Below are 23,439 nucleotides of genomic sequence, written 5' to 3'. Positions count from 1 at the left end.
TCTTTGAGTTAAGAAAATTCATACCATGATACATCGTGATATCTACGAATATGAAGGCAGACTATGGAAACTATGAATCTTAAGCAGGTAAGTCAGGTTCTAAAAATATCGGAAGCAACTGCGCGCAACAGGCTTAGTCTAGGACTTCCTATGCCGCCTTCATTTAAAGTTGGGCGACAACGCCTGTTTATAACTTTGGATTTTTATAAGTGGATACATGACCAATCAAACACCCCAAAAGATGGGGCATCAATTGTAATGGGAAAAAACTTAATAAAGGGGAATCAAGATGGACTGATATAACGATGTTTTGAGGCCTAGAAGTGCAAAAGCTTGGGTATAGACCCAAGCCTCTGACTTTCCAATCAAGATTGCCGCCTTGATGTTTACGGATATTGTCTACGCACTTTTATCGACTGTCAAGGTCGAGGCCCTTCTTTTATCTATTGAATAGGTAAATCAATCTCGAATCATATTCTGCCTACATCACCTTAGGCGAATCATCATGGGGAATAGAATGGCTTTAAAAGTAAATCAAATAAGAAATATTGTAAAACGCTTATGTGAGTCCAGCGATTTATCAAATCGTGAAATAGCTGCTAGAGAAAATGTTGCGCCTAACAGCGTCAATGTGATTGCAAAGCAATTACCTAATATTGCTTACTCTTGGAGTGAGTTGAAAGAATTAACCGATACAGAGTTTCTAGCCGCTTTTCGTGGAAATGATCAAGATAAAAAAAGTGATGATAATTACCCGAATTGGTTAGATTGGCATACAGATATCCAAAGTGATAAAGATGTAACCGTTAAATTGCTCTGGGAAGAGTGGCATGAGGAAAATCCTGAAGGTATTTCATATTCTCATGCAGCGCGTCTTTATTTAAAGTGGGTTAAAAAACAGCGCATCAGTATGAGGAAGATTAATCTTCCCGGTGAGAACAGTTATCTGGATTTTGCGGGTAGAAAAATCCGTATATACGAAAAAGATGGTCATACATGGCGAGATGCCGAAATATTTGTCGCCACTTTAGGAGCATCCAGCTATTCATTTTGCATGGCTGTCTGGACTCAATCCATTCCTGACTGGATTGAATGCAATGTGAAAGCATTAGAATATTTTGGTGGAGCGCCAAGGTTTTTAATTCCTGACAATCTAAAGTCAGCCGTTACAAAAAATACTCCTCAAACAATCATTATTAACCCAACATTCGCCGAATTCGCAGATCACTACGGAACTGTAGTGTTACCGGCCAGGGTTAGAAAGCCAAACGATAAAGGCCCCGTTGAGGTATCTGTGCAATTGATTCAGAGATGGATACTTGCAGCATTGCGTGATATCAAATTCTATTCTTTGGATGAGGCTAACGCTGGAATTAAAAGACTTCTTGAGATATTCAACAATAAAGAAATGAAGGCTTATAAAGCGTCTAGGCTCCAGAGATTCGAATTGTTAGATAAACCCGCGCTGAAAATGCTACCTCAAACCAGATACGCCTATGGGCTGTGGCGACTAAATGTTCGTGTAGGTGAAAACTATCATGTTTTGTATGAAGGGCATTACTACTCTGTCCCACATGTGCTCCGACATTCATTCGTCGACGTTCGTGCCGGCAGCAAAACTCTAGAGTTAATGCATAACGGGAAACAGGTCGCTATTCATATCATTAGTACTGTATCCGGTGGCTACACAACAGAAAAGCATCATATGCCAGCATCACATCAGCAATATGCGGATGGCGGTGTGGATAAACTTATTGAATGGGCGCGAAAGGTTGGAGAGTCAACCGAAAAAGTATTTGGTCAGCATTTGACTGAAAGTCGCCATCTTCCAAACGGTATTCGCACTGCAAAAGCCATACAGAAATTGGGAATTCAACATTCATCGGAGCGATTAGAAGAAGTATGTGAATACGCTCTAAAAATTAATTCCATCACCCACAGCAGCATCTTATCCATTTTCAGAAGCAAGGTGGATAAAAGAAATATGGACGATATTGGTACAGAGAAACATGGGCACCACATCAATATCCGTGGCGGCGACTACTATAAATTAGGGAGAAATTAAGCATGATGACACAGCAATTGTTGGGGAAACTTAAAGATTTAAAATTAACAGGAATGGCCGAGGCATTGTCTTCAAATTTTGACAAGCCAGCATTTCATGGTTTAAGTTTTGATGAACAGATGGGAATATTGATCGATTGCGAGTTATCTTCCCGTGATACGAAAAGAATGAGCAGATTACTGAGCTTGGCAAAATTTAGGTATCCAAATGCATGTTTGGAGAATTTAGATTATCGAACAACTAGAGGGTTGGATAAAAATCTTTTCTCCGTACTAGCCGCATGCGACTGGGTTCGCAAAGGGGCTCACATAGTCATTGATGGGGCTACCGGAACGGGTAAAAGCTGGGTGGCCTGTGCGCTTGGAATGCAAGCGTGTAGAAATGGTTTTTCCGTTATCTATAGAACATCCAGTCAATTAGCAGAAGAAATTATCCTGGCAATTGAGAATGGCTCGCTCCCTTTACTGAAAGCCAAGTATATTAAGGCATCTATCGTAATGATTGATGATTTAGGAATCATGCCTTTCGATCAAAAAATAGCTCGCGCGCTGCTGGATATCGTTGATGAAAGAGAAAGACTGGAGACAGGTTCCTTTGTAATTACCAGTCAGTATCCACCAGAGAGATGGCACGCTTTTCTGGGAGATCCAACTACAGCGGATGCTGTGATGGATCGGTTAGTACATACCGCTCATAGTATTAGTCTTAAAGGCGAATCTTTAAGGAAACAAAAGGCACCTAAAAAATAGCTATTATCATTAGGGACTGTTTTCCAGAGTAGTCCCTAATGACTGAACTTTTTTGTGAGATTGAGCAAAAATATGCCACTGATGAACTTTCCAATGCAATCACTGAGCAATTTTATGCAATCAATGATTAAATTAAATACCACTGGTGAGCAAATTAGATGAGATTGGGTGATTAAAACTCATGCGATTCCGCGAGAAGTTGCAAATATTTTGAATTTGTCAGTTGCTACTATTCAAAAATTGGTTGAAAACAATATGTTGGAAGCATGGAAAACAAAAGGCGGCCATCGAAGAATTCTGAAAAAATCAGTAGTTGAATATGCATCAAATGTTAAGAAAATTGAGTTAAATAATCTCCCAAAATTCTCGTTACTAATTATTGAGGATAACGTTCAATTAACCAAACTCTATGAACATAAAATATCTAGCTGGAATGTCGAACTTGATTTGAAGATAGTTAACTCTGGTATCGAAGGCTTCATGGAGATTGTCAAAAATAAGCCAGATTTACTAATTCTTGATTTGAAAATGGAAGGGATTGATGGCTTCAAAGTTCTATCATTGATTAAAAACGATGCATCTCTTTCTCATATAGATGTAATAGTAGTTACAGGATTATTACGATCCGAACTTGAAAAACAAATAACCGATAAGGAAACAATTATTTTAGAGAAACCGTTTAGTTTTGAGTTTCTCCATGGGTATATCTTGGCAAAGATCAAGCATAAAAAAGATGCTTCATTCTTTAAGTGAGTTCAGAAAGAGGTAAAAAAATTATTGCTGAGGTTCCAATGTCTTTTCGGCTATAAATCTCTATACGACCATTCATTAATTCAATGATTTCTTTTACAAGAACTAAACCGAGGCCAACCCCTTCAATCTGGTTTTGAGTGTCTGCTCTCCAGAATCTTTTAAAAAGTTGGGATTGTTGTTCGTAACTTAGTCCAATTCCAAAGTCGATTACACTGATAGCTATTTCTTTTTTTGAGCTTAAATAATTTACTCGAATCGTAACAGTAGATTTAGAGTATTTGTAAGCATTATTTAGCAGGTTAAATAATGCCTGCTTGAATTTTGTTTGATCAATCAATGCATATAAATTGGCTGGATACTTTATAAACTCGACTTTGCCTCTATTTGTTGGGGCGAAATACTGATTCTGAATTTTTTCTACTTCATGATTGATTTCCAATTGCTGTAAATCAAAGTCACAGCCTGTATTTAGCTCGATGTTATTAATATCCAGTAGGTCCTTCAAGATTTTATTTAAAAACAATGATTGAGAATGAATCACATCAATCATAAAATTAAAATCTTCGTCCTCTCCTTTTTTATCCATCAAAATTTCAGAAAACCCAATAATGTTAGTTATAGGGTTTTTTAACTCATGAGCTGCAGCGAGCAAGAATTCAGTTTTGTTATTATTGGCTAAGTACTCTTGTGTAATATTCTTAAAGTAAATTACCTTTCTAATATTATGCTTATTAAGATCAACTTCGTACTTTTGCAAAACAACTAATTCACCCTGATCATTTATAAACTGATTTTTTAAATCAGTTTTCCTTCTATAGAATTTTTTTGGATTATTCTTATTGTCTTGATTGAGTTTATAAAGAACACCCCATTCGCCACGTTGAATTATGGAATTGCTTTTGTTAATGAGCTCTTGATTTACAGAACTGAAGGGTTGATCTATGACCTTCTCTTTTTGCAAAGAAGTGAATGACAGAAAGTTTTTGTTAGCATAAATTACAAGGCCATCCTCCTGAGTCAATACAATCCCATCAGGAGAGTTTTCAATAACTGAAATATAATCCTCTTCGTACAACCTATGGTTTAACAAGGAGGCTTGAGTTTCATGGAATACAGTTAAAGTTGAAAGCTTATTCAATTTAATTCCTGAACTTTAGAGGCTAATGTTATTAATTAATTTTCATCAAAGAAACTAAGTGCCGAGAACTGTAAGATGTTCTCATAAGTCACTTTCTTTTTATCGATTCTTTCTCTAAGAAGTTTAAAGTTTTGGTAATTTTCTAAAAATAGATCGGTCAACTTGGGGTCAAAATGTGTACCTGCTCGATCTTTTATTTCATTGAAGGTTTTTTCGTATGTGAAAGCTTTCCTGTAACACCGATCCATACATAGAGCATCAAAAAAGTCCACAATAGCCACTATTTTCCCAACAAATGGAATTAGTTCCCCTCGTAAGCCTCTAGGGTAACCTGTTCCATCATGCTTCTCATGGTGGGAACTGGAAATGATGCTGGCCAAATTGAAAACTGGGATATCGTCCTTAAGTATTTTTTCACCAATCAGAGTGTGTGTATTCATCACTTCTCTTTCTGATGGCGTTAGAGTGCCATTTTTTTTAAGAATACTGTCCGGAATTCCTACCTTACCCAAGTCATGCATTGGAGCAGCTAATCTAATCATTAAGCATAATTCATCAGACTTATTAAGAAGTTTACAAAAATACTCAGCCAAGTAACCTACTCGTACGATATGGGTGCCAGTGTCATCATCTTTATGGGAAGCTACTAGGGCAAGTTTAAGCATGGCTCTGTGATGAACTCTAATAAGCTCTAATTCATTCGAATCTCTTTCTTCCTTTAATAGAGAAAAGTCTTTCGCCAGCTTTATTAATTGTTCAATCAAATTGGATTTAGAGCTCTCAATGATCTCAGTGAAATGTGTACTCGGTAAATTCATTTCAGTTTCCATTTGTTTGCCTCACACGCGAGATTTTTTCTAATAATTCAATAGGGCTAAAAGGTTTTTCTATGAAGTCATTAGCCCCTGCTAACAAAACATCAAATTTAGTTTTAGTATCGTTGTATCCGCTAAGCACGTAAATTAATGTGTGATTGAGTGCTGGGCGAGAACGCAATTGTTTACAGAGTGATAATCCGTCAACATTGTCCATTAGTATCAAATCCAAAAGAATCAAATCGGGGATACTCTTCTCAGCCAAGTACAGGGCTGTAATGGAGTCCTCGGCAAACTCTAAAGAGTAATTCTCCTCAGTGAGCAATGTTTTTAGTAACAGTCTAGTGTGAAACTGATCCTCAACAATTAGCAGTTTTTTTTGACCGGCTCTGGAATTCAAATATTTGGTAAGTTTCCACCAGTCATTACCATTACTTTTGCTTTCGAACATTTTCGATCTCTATAAAATCAGCAAGATGAGTAAATTTTGGTTTGTTTCGATTGGCTGTCAGTGTTTTAAGCATTTCATCTAATAAAGCATTTAAGGCCGCATCCGAAACTGCAACAATTAAATTGAATTTAGATTGGTTGAAATTTGAGTTAATTTCCACGGATAACTGTTTTTTGAAATCAATCAATTTTTCTATCTCTTCGTATGGAAGATGCATCGTAATAACCCCAGTGAATTAATAAATTAATAATTTCAAAATTTATTATTTTTCATTAAAGCTTGAATAAATCGCAAAGTCAATGTTTAAAATGATAATTGTCAATTAAATTAATAATAATTATTATAATTGATGTTTTTAGGGCGTTGATTGTTGTAATTATTCGATTATTCAGAGTTATCTCTAAATTAAATTGGGAATTCATTACAGGTTTTGTAATAAGGTATTTTGACTCCAAAAAGGTGTATGTTGCGATGGATGCGAGAATGATTGAACGGAATATTATGAGATGGGAGTTAGATCCGGCCATCATCATAATTAGAAAGTTGCAAAGCCTATTTCCTAAAGCTTTCCCTAAGCGACCAATACCTAAGGTACCTTTAAAGATTGGAATTCTCTATGATCTTCTTGAGCGAAGTAAGGAGACTCAGATACCACATGCTGATATCAAATTGGCCTTGAACACCTGGTGTAGAAGCAAACGTTATTGGTCGGTAACTATCGAAGGAGCTTCCCGAATTGACCTTCTTGGTAACTCGGTGGGTAAGGTAACTTCGGAAGAGGAGATTAGAGCAAAATTGATGATGACGCTGAACAAAAATAAAAATGCAATTAAATTATAGCAGCTGACTGATAACACTAAGATAGATGAAGCTATAACACTCTTAATTGTTACGTTGCGGACAAAATTCGTTTTGATCAAGAGGCAATATAATAAAGCCAAGTTCGTGGTGGCATTCGGAGGCAGATATAATCGCGGCCCTCATACGTAGAGAAAATCCCCCATTCTTCCCGAAGACATATATAACAACCAAAGATCAGAGAGTTTATTTATAAATATTAATTATCAATGATTAAATATTGATTTATTAAATTTATAATAAATCGAGCCGTTATAGAGATTGTGGATGACTGAAAGCAAGCACACACGAGGGACCTCGTGGCTTGCTAGGGGAAAGTCCCCTAGACCCCTTTGGAGAAGCGAATGGCAACACCATCACCCCTTAAGCGTACCCACATTGTTAAGGTGCGTCTAAATCGATCCGAGATGGATCAATTCAGTAATCTTGCTGGTGACAGCCCTCTAGCTTCTTTTGCTAGGCGTTCTCTGTTGAATCAACCGATGCCGCCTGGCAAGAAGCGCTCTAAAAGATTATCAGGCTTGCAGCAGCCAAACTCAGCGTTTGTGCGACAAGTAGCCTTAATCGGAAATAATTTGAATCAAATTGCTAGATCCCTAAATACCCAACTAAAAAACCATCCTGATCAAAACTTTAATACATTGCTGGTTGCTCATATGTTGCAACTGGTTTGGAAGCGTTTAAATGATCTGCAAGATATTTAAACGTGGCAAAGGTAGCGCCTCAGGCATTGATTATCTGATGTCTGCCAATGATGCTGGCGGAAATCCGCGCAATCCAAAAGCAGAGTTGATTCGTGGAGATATAGCCACCACGAAGAAACTTATTGCAGCAACAAAGTATGCGCAGAAATACACAAGCGGCGTCCTCTCATGGTCAGAAAATCCAGACTCTATGCGGCCGGAGCAGATTAACCAAGTCATTGAGAGTTTCCAAAACATGGTCTGCGCAGGGCTATCTAGCGAGCGCATAAATTGGCTATGGGTAAAGCATCAGGATAAAGGGCGGCTGGAATTACATTTTGTCATCCCTAATGTGGATTTGATCACAGGTAGAAGGTTTGCCCCTTACTACGACCGCTCAGATCGCCCGTTATATCGTGCCTGGGAACGTTACACAAATGCATTGTATGGCTTCACTAATCCCGCTGATCCAATGCTTAAACGTAAGACGGTGATTGCTCCTTATTTGCCAGAAAACAAGCAAAAAGCTTTAGCGCTTATAAACAGTCGTATCAATATACTTGCTAAAGCAGGCCAAATTCAATCTCGTAAAGATGTGATTCACGATTTAGAAACGATTGGATTAGAAATCAGCAGAGCAGGCAAAGACTATATTTCCATCAGGGATAAATCCGGCAAAAAACTTCGCCTGCGCGGTGGTTACTTTGAAGAGTCTTTCCAGATACCAGCAAAGATGAGCTCACCTGGCAGTTTATTTGATCTCGACGCACTACTGATTGAGCTAAATACTCAATTAGCAAAACGTGCTCGCTACATTCAAGGCCGCTTTGAACGGCCTACACAAGAAACTAAGGCAGTACCGGAGGTTGTAAATGAAGGAATTAGAGGACTTAGTCCAGAGATCGTTGAAGAGCATCGAGCAAACTCAACTGAAATTCAATCTGGACTTGCAACAACAACTCAATCAGTTGCAGGCACAGTTGAATTATTTATGCATTACGCTCGAAAATTTATCGCAAGAGTAGAGCTGTTTGGAGTGTTTTTTGGGCGTCGCAACGCATTGATTAAACGTTAAATTGGAGTGAATAAAATGAAAGACTATCCAAAAAAAGTTTGCCAAGACCTTACTGTAACATGCATTCAAATTGAAGAAGCTTATTCTGCCGCAGAAATAGCACCAATCGTACTTGCGGAGTCGAGATTCAGAACAAGTGGATATGATTATCCAGAATGGTTAAACACCATGATTAAATGGAAACTAGACAAACCAATATTATCCACCGAAGAATATTTTAGAAAGTACTTTGAAAAATCTCTTCAAAAAGTGGTATTGCGAGATATTTACCACACCATTTTCAAAATTTATGATGAGATTCGAGAACAACCTTACCATCAAGTATTGTACGCAATAGCCGCAGAAATCTTGATTTATAATCCAGAATCAAGCTTGGCATTCGAATGGCATTGCAAATCAGACGATTTTCAACACGTTAATGGCAGTCATAATATTGAGTTATTCAAACACATTCTGATTAGAGAAAGTGCATTTTGGCAGCAAAATCTAAGACCGAACTCTTTTAGGATGAATGGTGGATTAACATTTGCCCCACAGGGACAACCACTGTAATGAAGAGATGGCGGAATTAATCAATAGCTTCTTGATTCCGCCGACCTGTTTTTTCAGCCAATGGATCAAACCTCTTTTAATAGTTCTTTAGCCTTAACCTTTAGGGCTTGAATATCAATTGAAAAATCTTCGTAGTATTTTGAGTAGTCGATGTGCTCTAAAACCTTTTTAACAGTTTCCAACCTTATCTTGTTTCTTGAATAGGTATCAATATGCTCACTATCGTCGAACTCATGCCCGACGTATTGGCAACGCAATTCGGCATTTACTAGTGCCTGCTTCATTACATCAACGATAGTCGGTCTGAATGAATGAAATACCGTATCCTCAGGAAATTTAAAAATGTTAGTTTTAAGGTTGCTAAACCATTTACTTGGCGCTGCCCCCCAGCCATTTGTAGGAGACTTTTTAATTGGAAAAATCATTTCCGCTTTTTTCTCCTTCCTGCGCGCAACATACTCTAATAAACCAATTTCCAATAAATCAGGGTGTATAGGTATGCGTCTCTTGCTTGGTTCCGTTTTGGTTCCAGGGATATAAACCGTTTCAATGCCGTGTAACGTTTCAAAGAATTCGATCCGAATGCCTCCAATTTCACCAGCTCTTGCTCCTGTGTAAATTGCAATCAACATGCACCAAAAATGCCAAGGCTTTCTAACTTGGAAAAGATGATTAATCATCTTTTCCATCTCACCCTTTAAAAAATAATTGTAATGAACTGTAGTATTCTTCTTTACTGTAAGAGTAACTTCTATTGGTTTGGCGAGATAGTTTCGACCTTTCTCTGCACACCACTCCGAAAATCCCCTTATGAAGCTTAAGTCACGTTTTACGGTTGAATCTGCAACTTCCAGTCTGCGCGGCTCACGCCATTTTGTTAAAACGAGTTGATCTGTTAATTGATGTACGTAAATATTGCCTACCCTACTTGATAAGTCATTTAGGGTACTTTGCATCATCCTAAGTGATTTTTCTGGCGTCTTATCCTCTGAAGTCTCTTGCCTCACTCTAATGGAGAGAATGTATTCATAAATGGCATCGGCTAGAAATACTGGCGGAAAAAACGCTTCATCTTCTGGAGCGGACAAAGCTTTGGATGCAACAAGTTGTTGTTGGTGAGCGAAATATTTTGAAGCCAGAGCTGCGACTTGAGCAGCCTCTTCTTCTGTTTTGACGTCAGTAACTTCAAATGTGTCGGCGGTGACTCTAAGACCCCAAACGGAGATTCTGTCATTAATTTTCATAGGCGCGATTCTAGCACCGAACTGATATGAATATTGACGCGCAAGCTCTGGATCTCGGGTTCTAAGCGAAATCCTGCGATCTACTCCGTTTTTTTGTACTCGAAGATAATAAATTCCAAATCGATTTTTGTATAAATATGAATATAAGCGCATAGATGCATAAGGTGCACCTGCAGGGTCACTTAATATTCAGAATCGAATGGAATTATATTTTAAGATTAACTACTTAGTAGTTATCTGGCGTCCCCACGGGGATTCGAACCCCGGTCGCCTCCGTGAAAGGGAGGTGTCCTAGGCCTCTAGACGATGGGGACCTAAGAAATTTAACAACCCGTGCATTATACCAGTTTTTCAAATAATTGAAATATTTATTTTTAAAAAATTCAATATTTTCAATCACTTGGTGGAGATAAGCGGGATCGAACCGCTGACCTCTTGCATGCCATGCAAGCGCTCTCCCAGCTGAGCTATACCCCCGAATCCCTGGTAATGCAGCTCTTTGTTTTGCAGTGCAATTCAAAGAAGGCGCCATATTAATGATGGCTAGAAGTCTTGTCAACGGCTTTCAACATAAATCTTTAAAAAAACTGTATATCGCTTTGTTTGGCGCGCTGACCTGCTGAAAAAATCAGCAAATCAGCCGGTGGTGACGAGCATTATTTAAGATAAGGCTTGATCTTGCTCATGATGTCTTCGCTCTCTGGCCGCGTCATGCTATTAAACGAATACACTTTTTGCCCGCCAGGCAGAATGACATATTTATAGAAATTCCATTGCGGTGCCTGCCCTGTTTGTTTGATTAACTGTTGATACAAAGAGTTTGCGCTACTGCCGGTGACGCTGGACTTTTCTACCATGGGAAATTTGACGGAATATGTCAGCTTGCAAAAGTCACCAATTTGCTTGTTATTGCCTGGCTCTTGCCTGAAGTCATTAGACGGAAAACCAATCACCACCAGGCCCTTGTCCTTATATTGGTCATATAAAGACTCCAGCGCTTCAAACTGTGGCGTGAAGCCACACTTGCTGGCGGTATTCACAATCAGGATGGGTTTGTCCTGAAATTGACAAAAATCGACAGTTTGCCCCTGCAGGGTTTTAAATTGGTGTTGATATATTGGCAGGCATTCAGCCTGCGCCAATGAATAGCCTCCCAAGCCCAACAACATGAATATCACACCTCGCATTGCATCTCTCCTGTCATTTTTGTGTATGTTATGCCTTTACAGACAGCCAGTTAGCTTGATTGTTCTGTATGAATGGCGCATATTTTACTTTTTTTAATAGTTGCCGTTAATAAAATTGTAAGGAACAAAACTGATGATTGGCATAGTCTATGCTAATGCATTATTAAGAACAGTAAGGACTGACATGTTTGAGTAAATTAACGATGTACTGGGAGATCACCATGTTACAAAAAGCAACGCCTACCGACAAATTTAAAAAAATTGATCAAATGCTGGAAGATTTTGCCGGCGATGAAGTCGATGATTTCGAATCTAGCTACGGCAGCTATGAGAAGAGCCACAAGCACTACTCTGCTGACGAAGATGCTTTAATGAATATTGACGACCTGTATTAATCTGCCCGACAGTATGCATGCAGGCCATAGTGCCTGACAACGTCATCACGCACAGCATGCATCAATTGGCTGTGCTGCAAGGTTACTGATATATCGTTGCCTGATATAATGCCGTGATGGAAATTACTACACGCTTGGAATTTGATGCCGGACATCGTATTCCTGATCATAAAAGTCAATGCCGCAATCTGCACGGCCACCGTTACGCCATAGAGATTACGCTCTCGGGTGACATCATTCACGCTGAGCATGCTTCAGAAAACGGGATGGTGATGGATTTTGCCGACGTAAAGCGCATTGCCCGCGAAACCATTGTTGACCGCTGGGACCATGCTTTCCTCGTCTTTCAGGGAGATGCCGCTGTGCTGGACTTCCTCAACAGCCTGCCCAATCATAAAACCATTATCTTCCCGACCATTCCAACGGCCGAAAACATGGCTGCAGAAGCTTTCAGGTTACTCAAAGCGCAATACAGGGACACTTTTGGCAACCATCTCAAGCTGATGAAAGTCAGGCTTTACGAAACGCCCAATAGCTGGACGGATGCGTTTGACCTAGCTTAATTTGACGGCGACTTAATTAGCCGGACCAATTAACCAGCCGCAATCATCGCCAACTCGGCCATCACCTGATTTAACGCGATTGACCACTCAGGCAGAGTCACGCCAAACGTTTGCTCAAGTTTGGCTGTAGAAAGCCTTGAGTTTTGCGGACGCTTGGCTGGCGTTGGATATTCAGCTGCCACAATAGGCTGCACCTCGTTCACTGCCAATGGTGGCCAACCACGTACACTTTCTAACGCGCGATACTGCGCCACGATTTCACTGGCAAAACCGAACCATGAGGTTTCACCACTATTCACCAGATGATACACACCACTTTGTGTCACATCTCCCTGATGCCAGCGCGTGACTAGTTCTGTCACAGCTTTGGCGATCGCCGTATCCGCAGTCGGTGCGCCGTACTGATCTGCCACAATACGCAAGTATTCGCGCTCCTGAGACAGGCGGATAATCGTTTTGAGGAAGTTTTTACCGTAGCTGCCATACACCCAGCTAGTGCGTAGAATCAGGTGCGGCAACCCAACACGCCGAATCGCCTCTTCCCCAGCCAGTTTGCTGGCGCCATAGACGCTGAGCGGATTCACGGCATCGGTTTCGGTATAAAGGGCATCCTTTGCACCGTCATAAACATAATCAGTAGAAAAATGAATCAAGCCGGCATTGAGTGTTGCGGCTTCCTCAGCCAATACGCCAGGCGCTATCGCATTAATGGCATAAGCCAGTTCACGCTCAGACTCCGCTTTATCTACCGCCGTGTAGGCCGCCGGGTGAATGATCAAATCTGGGGCGATTTCACGCACTGTTCGCCTGATATGCTCAGGCTGCGTTAAATCCAGTTGCTGGCGGTCACAGGCTACTATTTGCCACTCACTGGCTAGCTCTAAAGCCAATTGTTGCTGCAATGCGTGACCCACTTGACCACTGACGCCGGTTAACAGAATTTTTTTCATGGCTGCATCAATGTTGGTCAAATAGCATCAAATTTAGGTGCATCTGCCCAGGATAAGCCTTGCTGATCCTTGGCTGACAGGCTAGGCGCCTGCGTCAATGGCCAGTCCACGCCGACCGTGGCATCATCCCACTTCAGGCAGGCTTCATGCTGTGGTGCGTAATAATCGGTAGTTTTATACAAGAAGTCCGCCGTCTCAGACAACACGACAAAGCCATGCGCAAACCCGGCAGGCACCCAAAACTGACGGTGATTTTCTGCACTTAAATGGACCCCCGTCCATTGGCCAAAGGTAGGCGAATCACTGCGCATATCCACCGCGACATCAAATACCTCGCCCTGCACCACGCGCACCAGTTTGCCCTGCGGTTGCTGTATCTGGTAATGCAGACCGCGCAACACGCCTTTGCCAGAGCGTGAGTGGTTATCTTGCACAAACTGCACATCCAGCCCGGTGCAGTCTTTAAAGGTATTGGCGTTAAAGCTTTCGAGGAAAAAACCACGCGCATCGCCAAAGACTTTAGGCTCCAGAATCAATACCTCTGGAATCTTTGTTGCCACCACTTGCATTAAAACACCTGCTCTTTGAGAATTTGTTTCAGATATTGCCCATAGCCGTTTTTGGCGTATTTATCGGCCAATTTGTCTAGTTGCTCAGCCGTGATAAATCCCTGGCGGTAAGCAATCTCTTCCAGACAGGAAATTTTCAGACCCTGGCGTTTTTCGATGGTCTGGATAAAGCCACTGGCTTCCAGCAAAGACTCATGCGTGCCAGTATCCAGCCAGGCCATACCACGCCCCATAACCTCCACATTGAGGTCACCCCAAGCCAGGTACTGTTTATTCACATCGGTAATTTCCAGCTCGCCACGCGGTGAAGGCTTGAGGTTTTTGGCAATATCGACCACACGCTGGTCGTAAAAATAGAGGCCGGTGACGGCATAACGCGATTTAGGCTGTGTCGGTTTTTCTTCCAGGCTAATCGCGGTGCCTTGCGCATCAAACTCGACCACGCCATAGCGCTCAGGATCATTCACCGGATAGGCAAATACTGTCGCCCCCTGCTCGCGCTGTCCTGCTGCCATGGCCATTTCACCGAGCTCATGGCCATAGAAAATATTGTCGCCCAGCACAAGTGCGCTGGTATCGTTGCCAATAAAAGACTCACCGAGAATAAATGCCTGTGCCAAACCATCTGGCGACGGTTGTACCTGATATTCAATCCGCATGCCCCACTGGCTGCCATCGCCCAATAACTCTTTAAAACGCGGCGTATCCATGGGCGTGGAAATAATCAGCACTTCGCGTATCCCCGCCAGCATGAGTGCCGACAAGGGATAGTAAATCATGGGTTTGTCGTAGACCGGCAACAATTGCTTGGAAACCACCTGGGTTACCGGATACAAGCGTGTGCCAGAGCCACCTGCCAATACAATGCCTTTTCTTGCCATTATGCGAGCTCCTCTCCACGTTCGTGGTAATTCTTGTTGAGCCAATGCTGATATTCCCCGCTAGTGACACGTGCCACCCACTCATGATGCTCCAGATACCAGCGCACGGTTTTACGGATGCCGGTTTCAAAGGTTTCTTGCGGCTTCCAGCCAAGTTCCTGCTCAATTTTGCTGGCATCAATCGCATAGCGCGCATCATGGCCAGGGCGGTCTTTGACAAACGTCATCTGGTCACGGTAACTGCCTTGCGCTGTTGGCCGTTCCTGATCGAGGATGTCACACAAAGTATGCACCACGTCCAGGTTGGTTTTTTCATTCCAGCCGCCGATATTGTAAGTTTCGCCTGGCGTGCCTTTGGCCAGCACTTCGCGAATGGCACTGCAATGGTCCTCTACATACAGCCAGTCGCGGATATTGCTGCCATTGCCATAAATCGGCAGCGGTTTGCCAGACAAAGCATTGTGGATGACCAGCGGAATCAGTTTTTCCGGAAAATGATATGGACCGTAATTGTTGGAACAGTTGGTGGTCAATGTCGGCAAGCCATAGGTATGGTGATAGGCGCGGACCAGATGGTCAGACGCGGCCTTGGAGGCCGAATACGGACTATTTGGCTGATAAGTATTGGTCTCTTTAAACGCCGGGTCATTCGGCCCCAGTGAGCCGTATACTTCGTCGGTAGAAACATGCAGAAAGCGGAACTGCGCTTGCTCGTCTACCGGTAAGGCTTGCCAATATGCGCGTACTTCTTCCAGCAAATTAAAGGTGCCCACGACATTGGTTTGAATAAAGGCATCAGGCCCATGAATGGAACGGTCAACGTGGCTCTCGGCAGCGAAGTTAAGTACCGCGCGTGGTCTGTGGGTTTCCAGCAAGGATTTCACCGCCGTCCTATCACCGATATCCGCGTGCACAAAAATATGGTGAGGATTTTGGCTAATGCCAGCCAGATTTTCCATATTGCCAGCATACGTCAATTTATCCAGGTTAATCACTTTGCCTAGCTTGTGCCCCACCCAGGCATTCACAAAGTTGCTGCCAATAAAACCGGCACCGCCGGTGACTACAATGGTTTCTGTGAGCATAAAAGACCTACATTCAAAGTGATTTTACTGATTAATACACAATTTCATACTAGCGCATTAACAGGCCATTCAAAGACATGATTAACACATATGACACCGCGCTAATCAGTCACTAAAGTGGCTACCAGGTGCTTGCGCCCGCCTTGGCTAAGCTTGCAATATATTGCTGATGCGCACCCAATTCTTCTGCATCTGCAGTGACCAGCTTTAATGCAGAAAAGTCTACAGCCAGATGCGCATGTGTCGCTTGCTCTACCGGGCTCGATAACTCCATCAGCAGGCTCTCCTGGCCGCGCGTCATGGCGATATACACTTCAGCCAGCAACTCCGCATCCAGCAAGGCGCCGTGCAAGGTACGCTGCGAGTTATCAATGCCAAAGTGTCGGCACAAGGCATCCAGATTGTTACGTTGACCAGGCCGCATTTCCTTGGCCATTTTCAAGGTATCGATAATGCCGCTGACATAGGTTTCCAGCTTGTCCTGGCCCAGCTTGGCGAGTTCCATATTCAAAAAGCCGATATCAAACGGCGCATTATGGATAATTAACTCGGCACCACGGATAAACGCGACAAACTCTTCGGCAATGCTGGCAAACAAAGGTTTATCTTGCAAAAACTCCAGCGAAATACCATGCACCTCTTGCGCGCCAGGGTCGATCTCGCGCTCGGGGTTAATGTAAATGTGGAAATGGCGCTGGGTGGGCCGGCGGTTAAATATTTCTACTGCGGCAATTTCAATAATACGATGCCCTTGGTCCGGGTATAAACCGGTGGTTTCCGTATCAAGAAAAATCTGTCTCATCAATAGCCCCTCTTAACTCGCAGCAACCGTCAGCACGCCCTGATTAGCCAGTGCATCCGCGCGCTCATTGCCTTCATTACCGGCATGGCCTTTTACCCAGATCCATTCGATCTGGTGCGTGACCGCCAGTGCATCCAGTAATTGCCATAAGTCGGCATTTTTAACTGGTTTTTTATCCGCCGTACGCCACTGTTTCTTTTTCCAGCCTGCCAGCCACTCTGTCATGCCTTTTTGCACATAACTGGAGTCTGTATAAACCTTCACCTGTGAAGGCTTTTTCAATGCTTGCAGCCCTTGAATCACCGCCATCATCTCCATGCGGTTATTGGTGGTCAGTGCTTCACCGCCAAACAGTGATTTTTCGTGTTCACCCGCCTTGAGCCAAACGCCCCAGCCCCCGACGCCAGGGTTGCCTTTGCAGGCACCATCAGCGTACATTTCTATCCATTGTTGAGTCGACATCCGCGCATTCTAACTGTTTTTGTGCCTGTTTTTGTATGCTGGACTGGCCTTTTCGCACCTGCAAAGCATGGTTGAGCGGTGATTTCTTCCAGTCAGGTTTGAGCAAACGCACATTCAAGACCCTTTTTTTGGCAATCAGAAAATACACGCCACCGGTCATGCCACAGGTGTGCCGCCCCCAACGCTCAAGGCAAGATTGCCTTGCCAGCCATACCGGGTCATTGATTGGCAAGGCATGAATCAAACTGCCACTATGCACGACTTCAAAGCCAAGCACACTTAGCCAATCACGTATACGCCAGGCGGTAAACAAACGCTCAAAGTGCCCGGCTTGCTTAAATTGGCCCACGCGGGCGCGCAACCCCAGGCAACTGACTGGCGTGATGCCTGTAAGCACCACCGTGCCCTCAGGCACCAGCACGCGAAATACCTCGCGCAGCGTTTGTTGCGGGTCAGCACACTGCTCAAGCACATGCGGCATGCACACCAGGTCAACCGACTGTTCGGCAAACGGCAAAAACTCGCTTTCACACAATAGCGCAGCCTTTGGTGTCGCCGAGAGCTGTAAGGAGTGTTTATAAGGGATGCGGCAATGCTCAAGTAAATCGTGCGTCGGCCAGCCTATCTGCAAGGCATGGAAACCAAACACATCTGCCACCGTTTGTGCATACAGCGGGATCTCGCGCTGGGCAATATAGCGGCCCAACGCCATGGCATCAAAAGCAGTTTCATTTAAGCTGGCTGGCTGGCTGGATTGCAAGATGAAGCTCCCAAAAATGCCAGAAATAACACAAAGTGTAAAACAGGCGGCTAAACACGATTGTGCCTTGACAATCATGACCATTTTTTCAATGATGCGGGATGCACGACACTTCTGCAAGCATAGAGATCACCGCACTGCCCGCTTTTAGCGATAATTATTTATGGCTGATTCACCGCGGCCAATATGCACTGGTGGTTGACCCTGGTGATGCCGAGGTCGTTGAGCAGGCGTTGCAGGCGCGCCAGTTACAGTTGGATGGCATCCTGCTCACCCATCACCATGCTGACCATGTCGGCGGAGCCGCAGCGCTACAGCAGCACTGGCAATGTACCGTCTACGCCCCCGAGAGTGATCATCCAGCTTACCAGGCTTTACAGGCCACACGCGTCAAACAAGGCGATCGCCTGACATTCAAACACTTTGGTGCGCTCAGTTGCGACGTACTGGCCCTGCCCGGACATACACTGGACCATATTGCCTATTACCTCAATCGCCAGTACCTGTTTAGCGGCGATGTATTGTTTGGCGCAGGCTGTGGCCGCTTGTTTGAAGGGACGCCATCGCAAATGTACGCCTCCTTGCAACACATCGCAGCGCTGCCTGCAGACACGCTGATCTACCCAGCACATGAATACACCGCGCACAATATTGCTTTTGCGCAAACAATAGATGCCGACAATGCAGACTTGCAGCAACGCGCACGCAATACCGCACACTTGCGCGCACAGAATCTGCCTACCTTGCCCACAACACTGGCGCTGGAGTTAGCCACTAACCCGTTTTTGCGCTGCGAGGCCTTGTCACAACAAGCCGCCTTTCAGCACTGGTCAGCGATTGATGTGTTTACCGAGCTGCGCGCACGGCGCAACCACTTCTAATGCCAACGCTGATAGCAATCGCTTGTGTAGACATAAAAACTTGTCTCACTGAAAAATTAACGTAGAATGATGTCCTCCTTAAAGCGCTTGTATGCGTTACGCCAATCACGTGCTGGTTGGCATGGCCCTAACGGCCACCCGGGTTTATCAATGCATGTGCAAGTTTTTCTCAGTATTACCTTGTGCAACAGTCTCAGGATTAAGTATTACCGTCATGCGTTTTAAAAAATTACTGCTATGTGCCGCCCTTTCAGCCTTTCCATTACTGGTATCGGCTGAATATGTAGAGCCAGCCAGCATGTCGGACGACAACGGCAGTTATGATGAAAGTTATGGCGGCCCGGAATCAGAAAATTACAACTCCAGTTACCAGTTTGAAGACTCGTTAACGCTGCAAGACAGCCTGTGGGATCGCGTCCGTGACGGCTTTAACATGCCGGACATTGACTCTACCTACACCAACAAGCACGAACAATGGTACGCCTCACGCCCTGACTACGTGTCACGCATGCTGGAGCGCAGCAAAAAGTACCTTTACCACATTGTGGTTGAAGTTGAAAAAAGAGGCATGCCGACCGAAATTGCGCTGTTGCCCATGATTGAAAGTGGGTTTAACCCGAAGGCGCTTTCAACCAGCAAAGCCTCTGGCATCTGGCAATTTATCCCCTCTACCGGTAAAGACTTTGGCCTCAAACAAAACTACTGGAAAGACTCGCGTAAAGATGTCACCGCAGCCACCCAGGCTGCGCTTAACTACCTGCAAAAGCTCTACACCATGTTTGGCGCCTGGGACCTGGCGCTGGCTGCTTACAATGCTGGCGAAGGCACCGTGGCACGTGCGATTGAGCGTAACCGCCAGTTAGGCTTGCCAACCGACTACCAGCATTTGTCTTTGCCTGACGAAACGCGTAATTACGTACCAAAATTGCAGGCGATTAAAAACATCATTTTCCGCCCAGAAAACTATGGGTTAACGCTCAACGAGATTCCTAACAAACCCTATTTCACCACGGTACAAGCGCCCAATAAAATTGACGCCAAGCTAGCGGCTGAGCTGGCAGGGATTTCCCTGGAAGAGTTTAACGCGCTGAACCCCAGCTTTACGCGCCCGGTGCTGATTACCGAAAATAGCTATCAAAAACTGTTGCTGCCTACCTGGGCTGCCAGTAACTTCACCAATAACCTCAGTGGTTATAACCGCCCATTATCTAACTGGCATAGCTACCAACCCAAACGTGGCGAGCGCCTGGGCGCCATTGCCAGCCAGTTTGGCATCAGTATTTATGAGCTGAGCGCCACCAACAACCTCAAGCCTAACCGCAACCTGATTGTTCGCAGGCCTCTATTAGTGCCTGCCAGTGTGCAATCTGGCCTGACGCGCCCCATTGATGTCGCCGCCATGGCGCAACTGCCGATTGAAATGCCGGTCGAAAAAGAATCCTCCGCCAAATCAGTCTCTATCTCGCATAAGGTGAAACAAGGTGATACATTGGCAAAACTGGCTAAGCGTTATGGCGTCAGCAGCAAACAAATCATGCAGCAAAACCACCTGAAGTCCAAAAACCTGGCCGTTGGCCAGGTATTGCAGTTGGAAAAACAGGAAAGCAGCACAAGCAGTGCCAGCCAGTCACATGGCTCAAAAACCAGTGCGAGAGTGGGCCATAAGAAAACAACGGCTAACAGCAAAACGCGTAGCAGCGGGCAATCCCCTACGCACAAAAAAACCACGACAACGCATAGTAAAAAAACCAAACACTGACACGGCGAGCCACCATGATGAAACGACGCATGACGAATCGACGATTGACCGGGATGCACCACACTTGCACCAAGCAATATGCGTCCATTGGTCAACAACTCGTTATCGGCATGCTATGCAGCACGTTACTGGCTTGCAGTGCAGATAGCCCAGACCAGAATACGGCAGCGTTAAACCAGCCATATCCCGCACAAACGGGCGGCACTCTGATCAGTGCCATGCCCTCAGACCCCAGCGGTATGATAGGCATGGTGGCGGGTGAGTCGGCCTCATTGGCAATCGGTGCTTATTTGTTTAACTCGTTGCTTACATTCAATCAGGACCTTGATCTTGCTGGTGAACTGGCGGAATCATGGCAAGTTGCAGATGATAAAAAAACCATTACGTTTAAACTCAAGCCAGGCTTGCAATGGGCAGACGGCAAGCCACTCACCAGCGCCGATGTGTTATTTACCTGGCAACTGATCATTGACGAAAAAACGCATAGCCCGTATGCATCAGACTATCAACTGGTGACCAAGGCCGAAGCGCCTGATGCCCAGACATTTATCGTGCACTATGCCCAACCCTTTGCGCCTGCCCTCGAAAGCTGGGCACACTTGCAAGTGCTACCAAAACACAAGCTGGCCGGGCAAGATATTCATACCACCAGTTTTGCGCAAAAACCGCTAGGCAGCCACTACTACCAGTTAAAAGAATGGCGGCATGGTGAGTATTTAAAACTGGAAAGAAATCCAAAATCAGTCTTGGGCCCAGCCAATATCGATAACGTGGTTGAGCGGATTATCCCAGACCCGGCCGCGCAGTTTCTGGAGCTGATGGCCGACAACATTGACAGCATGACGCTGGACCCGATTACCTATGCGCGCATTATCCCGTCGCGCCCGGCGCTACAAGCCAAGCTTAACCAGTACAAAGAGCTTGGTAATAGTTACACCTACCTTGGCTTTAACCTCAAGCGCAAACCGTTTGACGATGTGCGTGTACGTAAAGCAATTAATTACGCCATAGACAAACAAGAGATTATCGACGGCGTATACCTCGGCCTGGGCATTGCGATTGCCTCGCCCTACAAACCAGGGACGCGCTGGAGCAATCCCAACTTGACGCCCTACCCGTTTGACCCGACCAAAGCCAAACAATTGCTGGCTGAGGCAGGCTATGTGGACAGCAATGGCGATGGCATTGTGGAGCGCGACGGCAAAAAACTATCGTTTGAAGTACTGACTAACCTGGGTAATAAACAACGTGAAAAAACGACGGTGATTATTCAGCGCCGATTGAAAGAAGTGGGCATTGAAACGCGTATCCGTACCCTGGAATGGGCCAGCCTGCTCACCAACTTTATTAAACCAGGCGACTTTGATGCCGTCGTCATGGGCTGGGGCTTGAGCCTGGACCCTGACCAATACTCCATCTGGCACTCCAGCCAGCAAGGCCCGGGCCAGTTTAACTTTATTGGCTACAACAATCCGGCCGTCGATAAATTGCTGGAACAAGGCCGCATGGAGTTTGACCCGGAAACGCGCATGCAGATCTACCACGACTTTGCCAAGGTGTTATATGAGGATAGTCCGCTGGTGTATCTGTCTGCCGGCTACGGCCTGACGGCGATTCATAAGCGTGTTCAAGGCATTATGAACCCGGTGCCTCCTGCCGGTGTGGGGTATGATTCACATAAATGGTATCTTCCTGAGCCCCTCAGACGCACGCAAATACAGGCAGAATAAGCATGCTCAATTACCTGATCAGACGCATAGTGTGGATGATTCCGATGTTGATCGGCATCAGTCTGATTTCTTTCTTCATCATGCACCTGGCGCCCGGGGATATCACCAGCACCGAGGCCGCATTTGACCCCAAGTCATCTGAAGAATCTCGTCAAAAGCTGCGCGAGCTCTATCATTTAGACAAACCCGTGATTGTGCAATATGGCCTCTGGCTGGAGCGCATGGTGCATCTGGACTTTGGCCACTCATTTGCCAGCCACCAAAAACCGGTGTTTTGGGCAGAAACCGATAAAGACGGCAATACCACCCCCGGCATGATCCAGGAGGCGCTACCGATTACGCTGCTGATGAATGTGGTCGGCTTGTTTCTAACCCTGACGCTGGCTGTGCCCTTAGGCGTCATCGCGGCCAAAAAATATGGCCGCTGGCCAGACCGCAGCATTACCCTGTTTAACTTTATCGGCTTTTCTATCCCGGGTTTCTGGCTATCGTTATTGCTGATGTACTGGCTGGGCGTCATTCACCCCTGGTTCCCGATTTCTGGCCTGCATAGCCTTAATTATGCGCAACTGGATACCTGGCAAAAATGCCAGGATCTGCTCATGCATTTGTTCCTGCCAGTGGTGATTCCAGCAATCACAGGCCTGGCCGGAATCACCATGTTTGTCAAAAATGGCATGCTGGATGTCCTCAGCCAGGACTTTGTAACCACAGCACGTGCCAAAGGCCTCAGTGACTGCACCGTCACTTATCGCCATGCCTTGCGCAACGCCCTACTGCCACTCATTACGCTGGTCGGCTTATCTCTCCCCGGCCTGATTGGCGGCTCAGTGATCGCCGAAACCATTTTTGCCATCCCCGGCATGGGCAAACTGTTTTACGACGCCGTCATGATGCGCGATTTTCCGGTGATCATGGGCATACTCACCATCGGCTCAGCACTCACACTCATGGGCAACCTGCTGGCAGACTTAGCCTACGCCTGGGCAGACCCGCGCCTGCGCAGAGGCGTGATGCCACAACGCTAGGCAA

General features: G+C 44.9%; 27 protein-coding genes and 2 tRNA genes. 14 read left to right on the top strand and 15 right to left on the bottom strand.

Going from position 1 to position 23,439, the window contains the following annotated elements; all coding sequences use genetic code 11:
* Positions 1-63 precede the first annotated feature (63 nt).
* From INP79_RS07570 to INP79_RS07555, 4 genes are all read left to right on the top strand, one after another.
* Positions 64-303 carry a hypothetical protein gene (locus INP79_RS07570; RefSeq protein ID WP_194753571.1) on the top strand — a complete coding sequence of 80 codons (240 nt, stop codon included), beginning with the start codon at positions 64-66 and terminating at the stop codon, positions 301-303.
* Between the two features lie 214 nt (positions 304-517).
* Positions 518-2,065, top strand: coding sequence for an IS21 family transposase (gene istA / locus INP79_RS07565; protein ID WP_194753570.1), 1,548 nt, complete (start codon positions 518-520; stop codon positions 2,063-2,065).
* Between the two features lie 2 nt (positions 2,066-2,067).
* Positions 2,068-2,814, top strand: coding sequence for an IS21-like element helper ATPase IstB (istB, locus tag INP79_RS07560; protein WP_194753569.1), 747 nt, complete (start codon positions 2,068-2,070; stop codon positions 2,812-2,814).
* A gap of 168 nt (positions 2,815-2,982) precedes the next feature.
* Positions 2,983-3,567, top strand: coding sequence for a response regulator (locus INP79_RS07555; RefSeq protein WP_194753568.1), 585 nt, complete (start codon positions 2,983-2,985; stop codon positions 3,565-3,567).
* Here the strand turns inward: INP79_RS07555 and INP79_RS07550 are convergent.
* From INP79_RS07550 to INP79_RS07535, 4 genes are read right to left on the bottom strand one after another with little or no spacing between them, the layout of a single operon-like run.
* Positions 3,560-4,705 carry a PAS domain-containing sensor histidine kinase gene (locus INP79_RS07550; protein ID WP_194753567.1) on the bottom strand — a complete coding sequence of 382 codons (1,146 nt, stop codon included), beginning with the start codon at positions 4,703-4,705 and terminating at the stop codon, positions 3,560-3,562. The two genes, INP79_RS07555 and INP79_RS07550, sit on opposite strands and share 8 nt — an antisense overlap.
* A gap of 35 nt (positions 4,706-4,740) precedes the next feature.
* On the bottom strand, positions 4,741-5,535 hold the full coding sequence (locus INP79_RS07545) for an HD-GYP domain-containing protein (protein ID WP_194753566.1): 795 nt from the start codon (positions 5,533-5,535) through the stop codon (positions 4,741-4,743).
* Positions 5,525-5,971, bottom strand: coding sequence for a PleD family two-component system response regulator (locus tag INP79_RS07540; RefSeq protein ID WP_194753565.1), 447 nt, complete (start codon positions 5,969-5,971; stop codon positions 5,525-5,527). The genes INP79_RS07545 and INP79_RS07540 overlap by 11 nt, the downstream gene beginning before the upstream one ends.
* The gene (locus INP79_RS07535; protein WP_194753564.1) at positions 5,952-6,188 is read right to left on the bottom strand and encodes a hypothetical protein; all 237 of its coding nucleotides are present in this window, start codon (positions 6,186-6,188) and stop codon (positions 5,952-5,954) included. Before INP79_RS07535 ends, INP79_RS07540 begins: the two co-directional genes overlap by 20 nt.
* A gap of 98 nt (positions 6,189-6,286) precedes the next feature.
* Here INP79_RS07535 and INP79_RS07530 point away from each other — a divergent pair, with 98 nt between their 5' ends.
* The 4 genes from INP79_RS07530 (at position 6,287) to INP79_RS07515 (ending at position 9,139) form a co-directional block, all read left to right on the top strand.
* Complete coding sequence (locus tag INP79_RS07530) at positions 6,287-6,811, top strand: ProQ/FinO family protein (RefSeq protein WP_228519761.1); 525 nt, start codon at positions 6,287-6,289, stop codon at positions 6,809-6,811.
* A 362-nt stretch (positions 6,812-7,173) separates the two neighbouring features.
* Positions 7,174-7,533 carry a plasmid mobilization relaxosome protein MobC gene (gene mobC, locus INP79_RS07525; RefSeq protein ID WP_194753563.1) on the top strand — a complete coding sequence of 120 codons (360 nt, stop codon included), beginning with the start codon at positions 7,174-7,176 and terminating at the stop codon, positions 7,531-7,533.
* A complete protein-coding gene (locus INP79_RS07520; protein ID WP_194753562.1) occupies positions 7,514-8,587 on the top strand; it encodes a relaxase/mobilization nuclease domain-containing protein in 1,074 nt (357 codons plus the stop codon). The genes mobC and INP79_RS07520 overlap by 20 nt, the downstream gene beginning before the upstream one ends.
* Before the next feature lie 15 nt (positions 8,588-8,602).
* Positions 8,603-9,139 carry a hypothetical protein gene (locus tag INP79_RS07515; RefSeq protein WP_194753561.1) on the top strand — a complete coding sequence of 179 codons (537 nt, stop codon included), beginning with the start codon at positions 8,603-8,605 and terminating at the stop codon, positions 9,137-9,139.
* Positions 9,140-9,204: 65 nt separating this feature from the next.
* On the opposite strand, the gene INP79_RS07510 is transcribed toward INP79_RS07515, so the two are convergent.
* The 4 genes from INP79_RS07510 to INP79_RS07495 form a co-directional block, all read right to left on the bottom strand.
* Positions 9,205-10,383 carry a site-specific integrase gene (locus INP79_RS07510; protein ID WP_194753560.1) on the bottom strand — a complete coding sequence of 393 codons (1,179 nt, stop codon included), beginning with the start codon at positions 10,381-10,383 and terminating at the stop codon, positions 9,205-9,207.
* A gap of 238 nt (positions 10,384-10,621) precedes the next feature.
* Positions 10,622-10,697 (bottom strand) — tRNA-Glu (locus INP79_RS07505).
* A gap of 87 nt (positions 10,698-10,784) precedes the next feature.
* A tRNA-Ala gene (locus INP79_RS07500) sits at positions 10,785-10,860 on the bottom strand.
* 179 nt (positions 10,861-11,039) lie between these two features.
* Entirely contained in the window at positions 11,040-11,570 is a 531-nt protein-coding gene (locus tag INP79_RS07495) for a glutathione peroxidase (protein ID WP_370583236.1), read from the bottom strand.
* Positions 11,571-11,791: 221 nt separating this feature from the next.
* On the opposite strand from INP79_RS07495, the gene INP79_RS07490 reads away from it, so the two are divergent.
* On the top strand, positions 11,792-11,965 hold the full coding sequence (locus tag INP79_RS07490) for a hypothetical protein (RefSeq protein WP_228519760.1): 174 nt from the start codon (positions 11,792-11,794) through the stop codon (positions 11,963-11,965).
* 116 nt (positions 11,966-12,081) lie between these two features.
* Positions 12,082-12,528, top strand: coding sequence for a 6-carboxytetrahydropterin synthase QueD (queD, locus tag INP79_RS07485; protein ID WP_194753559.1), 447 nt, complete (start codon positions 12,082-12,084; stop codon positions 12,526-12,528).
* Positions 12,529-12,557: 29 nt separating this feature from the next.
* On the opposite strand, the gene rfbD is transcribed toward queD, so the two are convergent.
* The 7 genes from rfbD to INP79_RS07450 form a co-directional block, all read right to left on the bottom strand.
* Positions 12,558-13,478, bottom strand: a complete 921-nt coding sequence (rfbD, locus tag INP79_RS07480; protein ID WP_194753558.1) for a dTDP-4-dehydrorhamnose reductase — start codon at positions 13,476-13,478, stop codon at positions 12,558-12,560.
* 17 nt (positions 13,479-13,495) lie between these two features.
* Positions 13,496-14,047 carry a dTDP-4-dehydrorhamnose 3,5-epimerase gene (rfbC, locus tag INP79_RS07475; protein ID WP_194753557.1) on the bottom strand — a complete coding sequence of 184 codons (552 nt, stop codon included), beginning with the start codon at positions 14,045-14,047 and terminating at the stop codon, positions 13,496-13,498.
* Positions 14,047-14,928: a glucose-1-phosphate thymidylyltransferase RfbA gene (rfbA, locus tag INP79_RS07470; RefSeq protein ID WP_194753556.1), complete on the bottom strand. Its 882-nt coding sequence runs from the start codon at positions 14,926-14,928 to the stop codon at positions 14,047-14,049. The genes rfbC and rfbA overlap by 1 nt, the downstream gene beginning before the upstream one ends.
* Entirely contained in the window at positions 14,928-16,013 is a 1,086-nt protein-coding gene (gene rfbB, locus INP79_RS07465) for a dTDP-glucose 4,6-dehydratase (protein WP_194753555.1), read from the bottom strand. Before rfbB ends, rfbA begins: the two co-directional genes overlap by 1 nt.
* 121 nt (positions 16,014-16,134) lie before the next feature.
* Positions 16,135-16,815 carry a DNA polymerase III subunit epsilon gene (gene dnaQ / locus INP79_RS07460; protein WP_194753554.1) on the bottom strand — a complete coding sequence of 227 codons (681 nt, stop codon included), beginning with the start codon at positions 16,813-16,815 and terminating at the stop codon, positions 16,135-16,137.
* Positions 16,816-16,827: 12 nt separating this feature from the next.
* On the bottom strand, positions 16,828-17,253 hold the full coding sequence (gene rnhA, locus INP79_RS07455) for a ribonuclease HI (RefSeq protein WP_370583246.1): 426 nt from the start codon (positions 17,251-17,253) through the stop codon (positions 16,828-16,830).
* Complete coding sequence (locus INP79_RS07450) at positions 17,243-18,037, bottom strand: class I SAM-dependent methyltransferase (protein WP_194753552.1); 795 nt, start codon at positions 18,035-18,037, stop codon at positions 17,243-17,245. Before INP79_RS07450 ends, rnhA begins: the two co-directional genes overlap by 11 nt.
* Positions 18,038-18,138: 101 nt before the next feature.
* On the opposite strand from INP79_RS07450, the gene gloB reads away from it, so the two are divergent.
* The 4 genes from gloB to INP79_RS07430 all read left to right on the top strand — a co-directional run bounded on the left by gloB (position 18,139) and on the right by INP79_RS07430 (position 23,435).
* On the top strand, positions 18,139-18,918 hold the full coding sequence (gene gloB, locus INP79_RS07445) for a hydroxyacylglutathione hydrolase (protein WP_194753551.1): 780 nt from the start codon (positions 18,139-18,141) through the stop codon (positions 18,916-18,918).
* Between the two features lie 214 nt (positions 18,919-19,132).
* Complete coding sequence (locus INP79_RS07440; protein ID WP_194753550.1) at positions 19,133-20,677, top strand: transglycosylase SLT domain-containing protein; 1,545 nt, start codon at positions 19,133-19,135, stop codon at positions 20,675-20,677.
* A 110-nt stretch (positions 20,678-20,787) separates the two neighbouring features.
* The gene (locus tag INP79_RS07435) at positions 20,788-22,407 is read left to right on the top strand and encodes a peptide-binding protein (protein WP_370583245.1); all 1,620 of its coding nucleotides are present in this window, start codon (positions 20,788-20,790) and stop codon (positions 22,405-22,407) included.
* Between the two features lie 2 nt (positions 22,408-22,409).
* On the top strand, positions 22,410-23,435 hold the full coding sequence (locus INP79_RS07430) for an ABC transporter permease (protein ID WP_194753549.1): 1,026 nt from the start codon (positions 22,410-22,412) through the stop codon (positions 23,433-23,435).
* Positions 23,436-23,439 lie beyond the last annotated feature (4 nt).

The sequence above is a fragment of the Methylophilus sp. QUAN genome (assembly GCF_015354445.1).
Classification (GTDB): Bacteria; Pseudomonadota; Gammaproteobacteria; order Burkholderiales; family Methylophilaceae; genus Methylophilus.
Note: the sequence above shows the minus strand (reverse complement) of the source record. Positions and strands in the feature narration are given on the sequence as shown.

What these genes read in the sequence shown, in the direction of transcription:
- INP79_RS07570 (WP_194753571.1), top strand. Translation starts at nt 64, where the DNA reads ATGGAAACTATGAATCTTAAGCAGGTAAGTCAGGTTCTAAAAATATCG.
- istA (WP_194753570.1), top strand. Translation starts at nt 518, where the DNA reads ATGGCTTTAAAAGTAAATCAAATAAGAAATATTGTAAAACGCTTATGT.
- istB (WP_194753569.1), top strand. Translation starts at nt 2,068, where the DNA reads ATGATGACACAGCAATTGTTGGGGAAACTTAAAGATTTAAAATTAACA.
- INP79_RS07545 (WP_194753566.1), bottom strand. Translation starts at nt 5,535, where the DNA reads ATGGAAACTGAAATGAATTTACCGAGTACACATTTCACTGAGATCATT.
- INP79_RS07540 (WP_194753565.1), bottom strand. Translation starts at nt 5,971, where the DNA reads ATGTTCGAAAGCAAAAGTAATGGTAATGACTGGTGGAAACTTACCAAA.
- INP79_RS07535 (WP_194753564.1), bottom strand. Translation starts at nt 6,188, where the DNA reads ATGCATCTTCCATACGAAGAGATAGAAAAATTGATTGATTTCAAAAAA.
- mobC (WP_194753563.1), top strand. Translation starts at nt 7,174, where the DNA reads ATGGCAACACCATCACCCCTTAAGCGTACCCACATTGTTAAGGTGCGT.
- INP79_RS07520 (WP_194753562.1), top strand. Translation starts at nt 7,514, where the DNA reads ATGATCTGCAAGATATTTAAACGTGGCAAAGGTAGCGCCTCAGGCATT.
- INP79_RS07515 (WP_194753561.1), top strand. Translation starts at nt 8,603, where the DNA reads ATGAAAGACTATCCAAAAAAAGTTTGCCAAGACCTTACTGTAACATGC.
- INP79_RS07510 (WP_194753560.1), bottom strand. Translation starts at nt 10,383, where the DNA reads ATGAAAATTAATGACAGAATCTCCGTTTGGGGTCTTAGAGTCACCGCC.
- INP79_RS07495 (WP_370583236.1), bottom strand. Translation starts at nt 11,570, where the DNA reads ATGCGAGGTGTGATATTCATGTTGTTGGGCTTGGGAGGCTATTCATTG.
- INP79_RS07490 (WP_228519760.1), top strand. Translation starts at nt 11,792, where the DNA reads ATGTTACAAAAAGCAACGCCTACCGACAAATTTAAAAAAATTGATCAA.
- queD (WP_194753559.1), top strand. Translation starts at nt 12,082, where the DNA reads ATGGAAATTACTACACGCTTGGAATTTGATGCCGGACATCGTATTCCT.
- rfbD (WP_194753558.1), bottom strand. Translation starts at nt 13,478, where the DNA reads ATGAAAAAAATTCTGTTAACCGGCGTCAGTGGTCAAGTGGGTCACGCA.
- rfbC (WP_194753557.1), bottom strand. Translation starts at nt 14,047, where the DNA reads ATGCAAGTGGTGGCAACAAAGATTCCAGAGGTATTGATTCTGGAGCCT.
- rfbA (WP_194753556.1), bottom strand. Translation starts at nt 14,928, where the DNA reads ATGGCAAGAAAAGGCATTGTATTGGCAGGTGGCTCTGGCACACGCTTG.
- rfbB (WP_194753555.1), bottom strand. Translation starts at nt 16,013, where the DNA reads ATGCTCACAGAAACCATTGTAGTCACCGGCGGTGCCGGTTTTATTGGC.
- dnaQ (WP_194753554.1), bottom strand. Translation starts at nt 16,815, where the DNA reads ATGAGACAGATTTTTCTTGATACGGAAACCACCGGTTTATACCCGGAC.
- rnhA (WP_370583246.1), bottom strand. Translation starts at nt 17,253, where the DNA reads ATGTACGCTGATGGTGCCTGCAAAGGCAACCCTGGCGTCGGGGGCTGG.
- gloB (WP_194753551.1), top strand. Translation starts at nt 18,139, where the DNA reads ATGCACGACACTTCTGCAAGCATAGAGATCACCGCACTGCCCGCTTTT.
- INP79_RS07440 (WP_194753550.1), top strand. Translation starts at nt 19,133, where the DNA reads ATGCGTTTTAAAAAATTACTGCTATGTGCCGCCCTTTCAGCCTTTCCA.
- INP79_RS07435 (WP_370583245.1), top strand. Translation starts at nt 20,788, where the DNA reads ATGCTATGCAGCACGTTACTGGCTTGCAGTGCAGATAGCCCAGACCAG.
- INP79_RS07430 (WP_194753549.1), top strand. Translation starts at nt 22,410, where the DNA reads ATGCTCAATTACCTGATCAGACGCATAGTGTGGATGATTCCGATGTTG.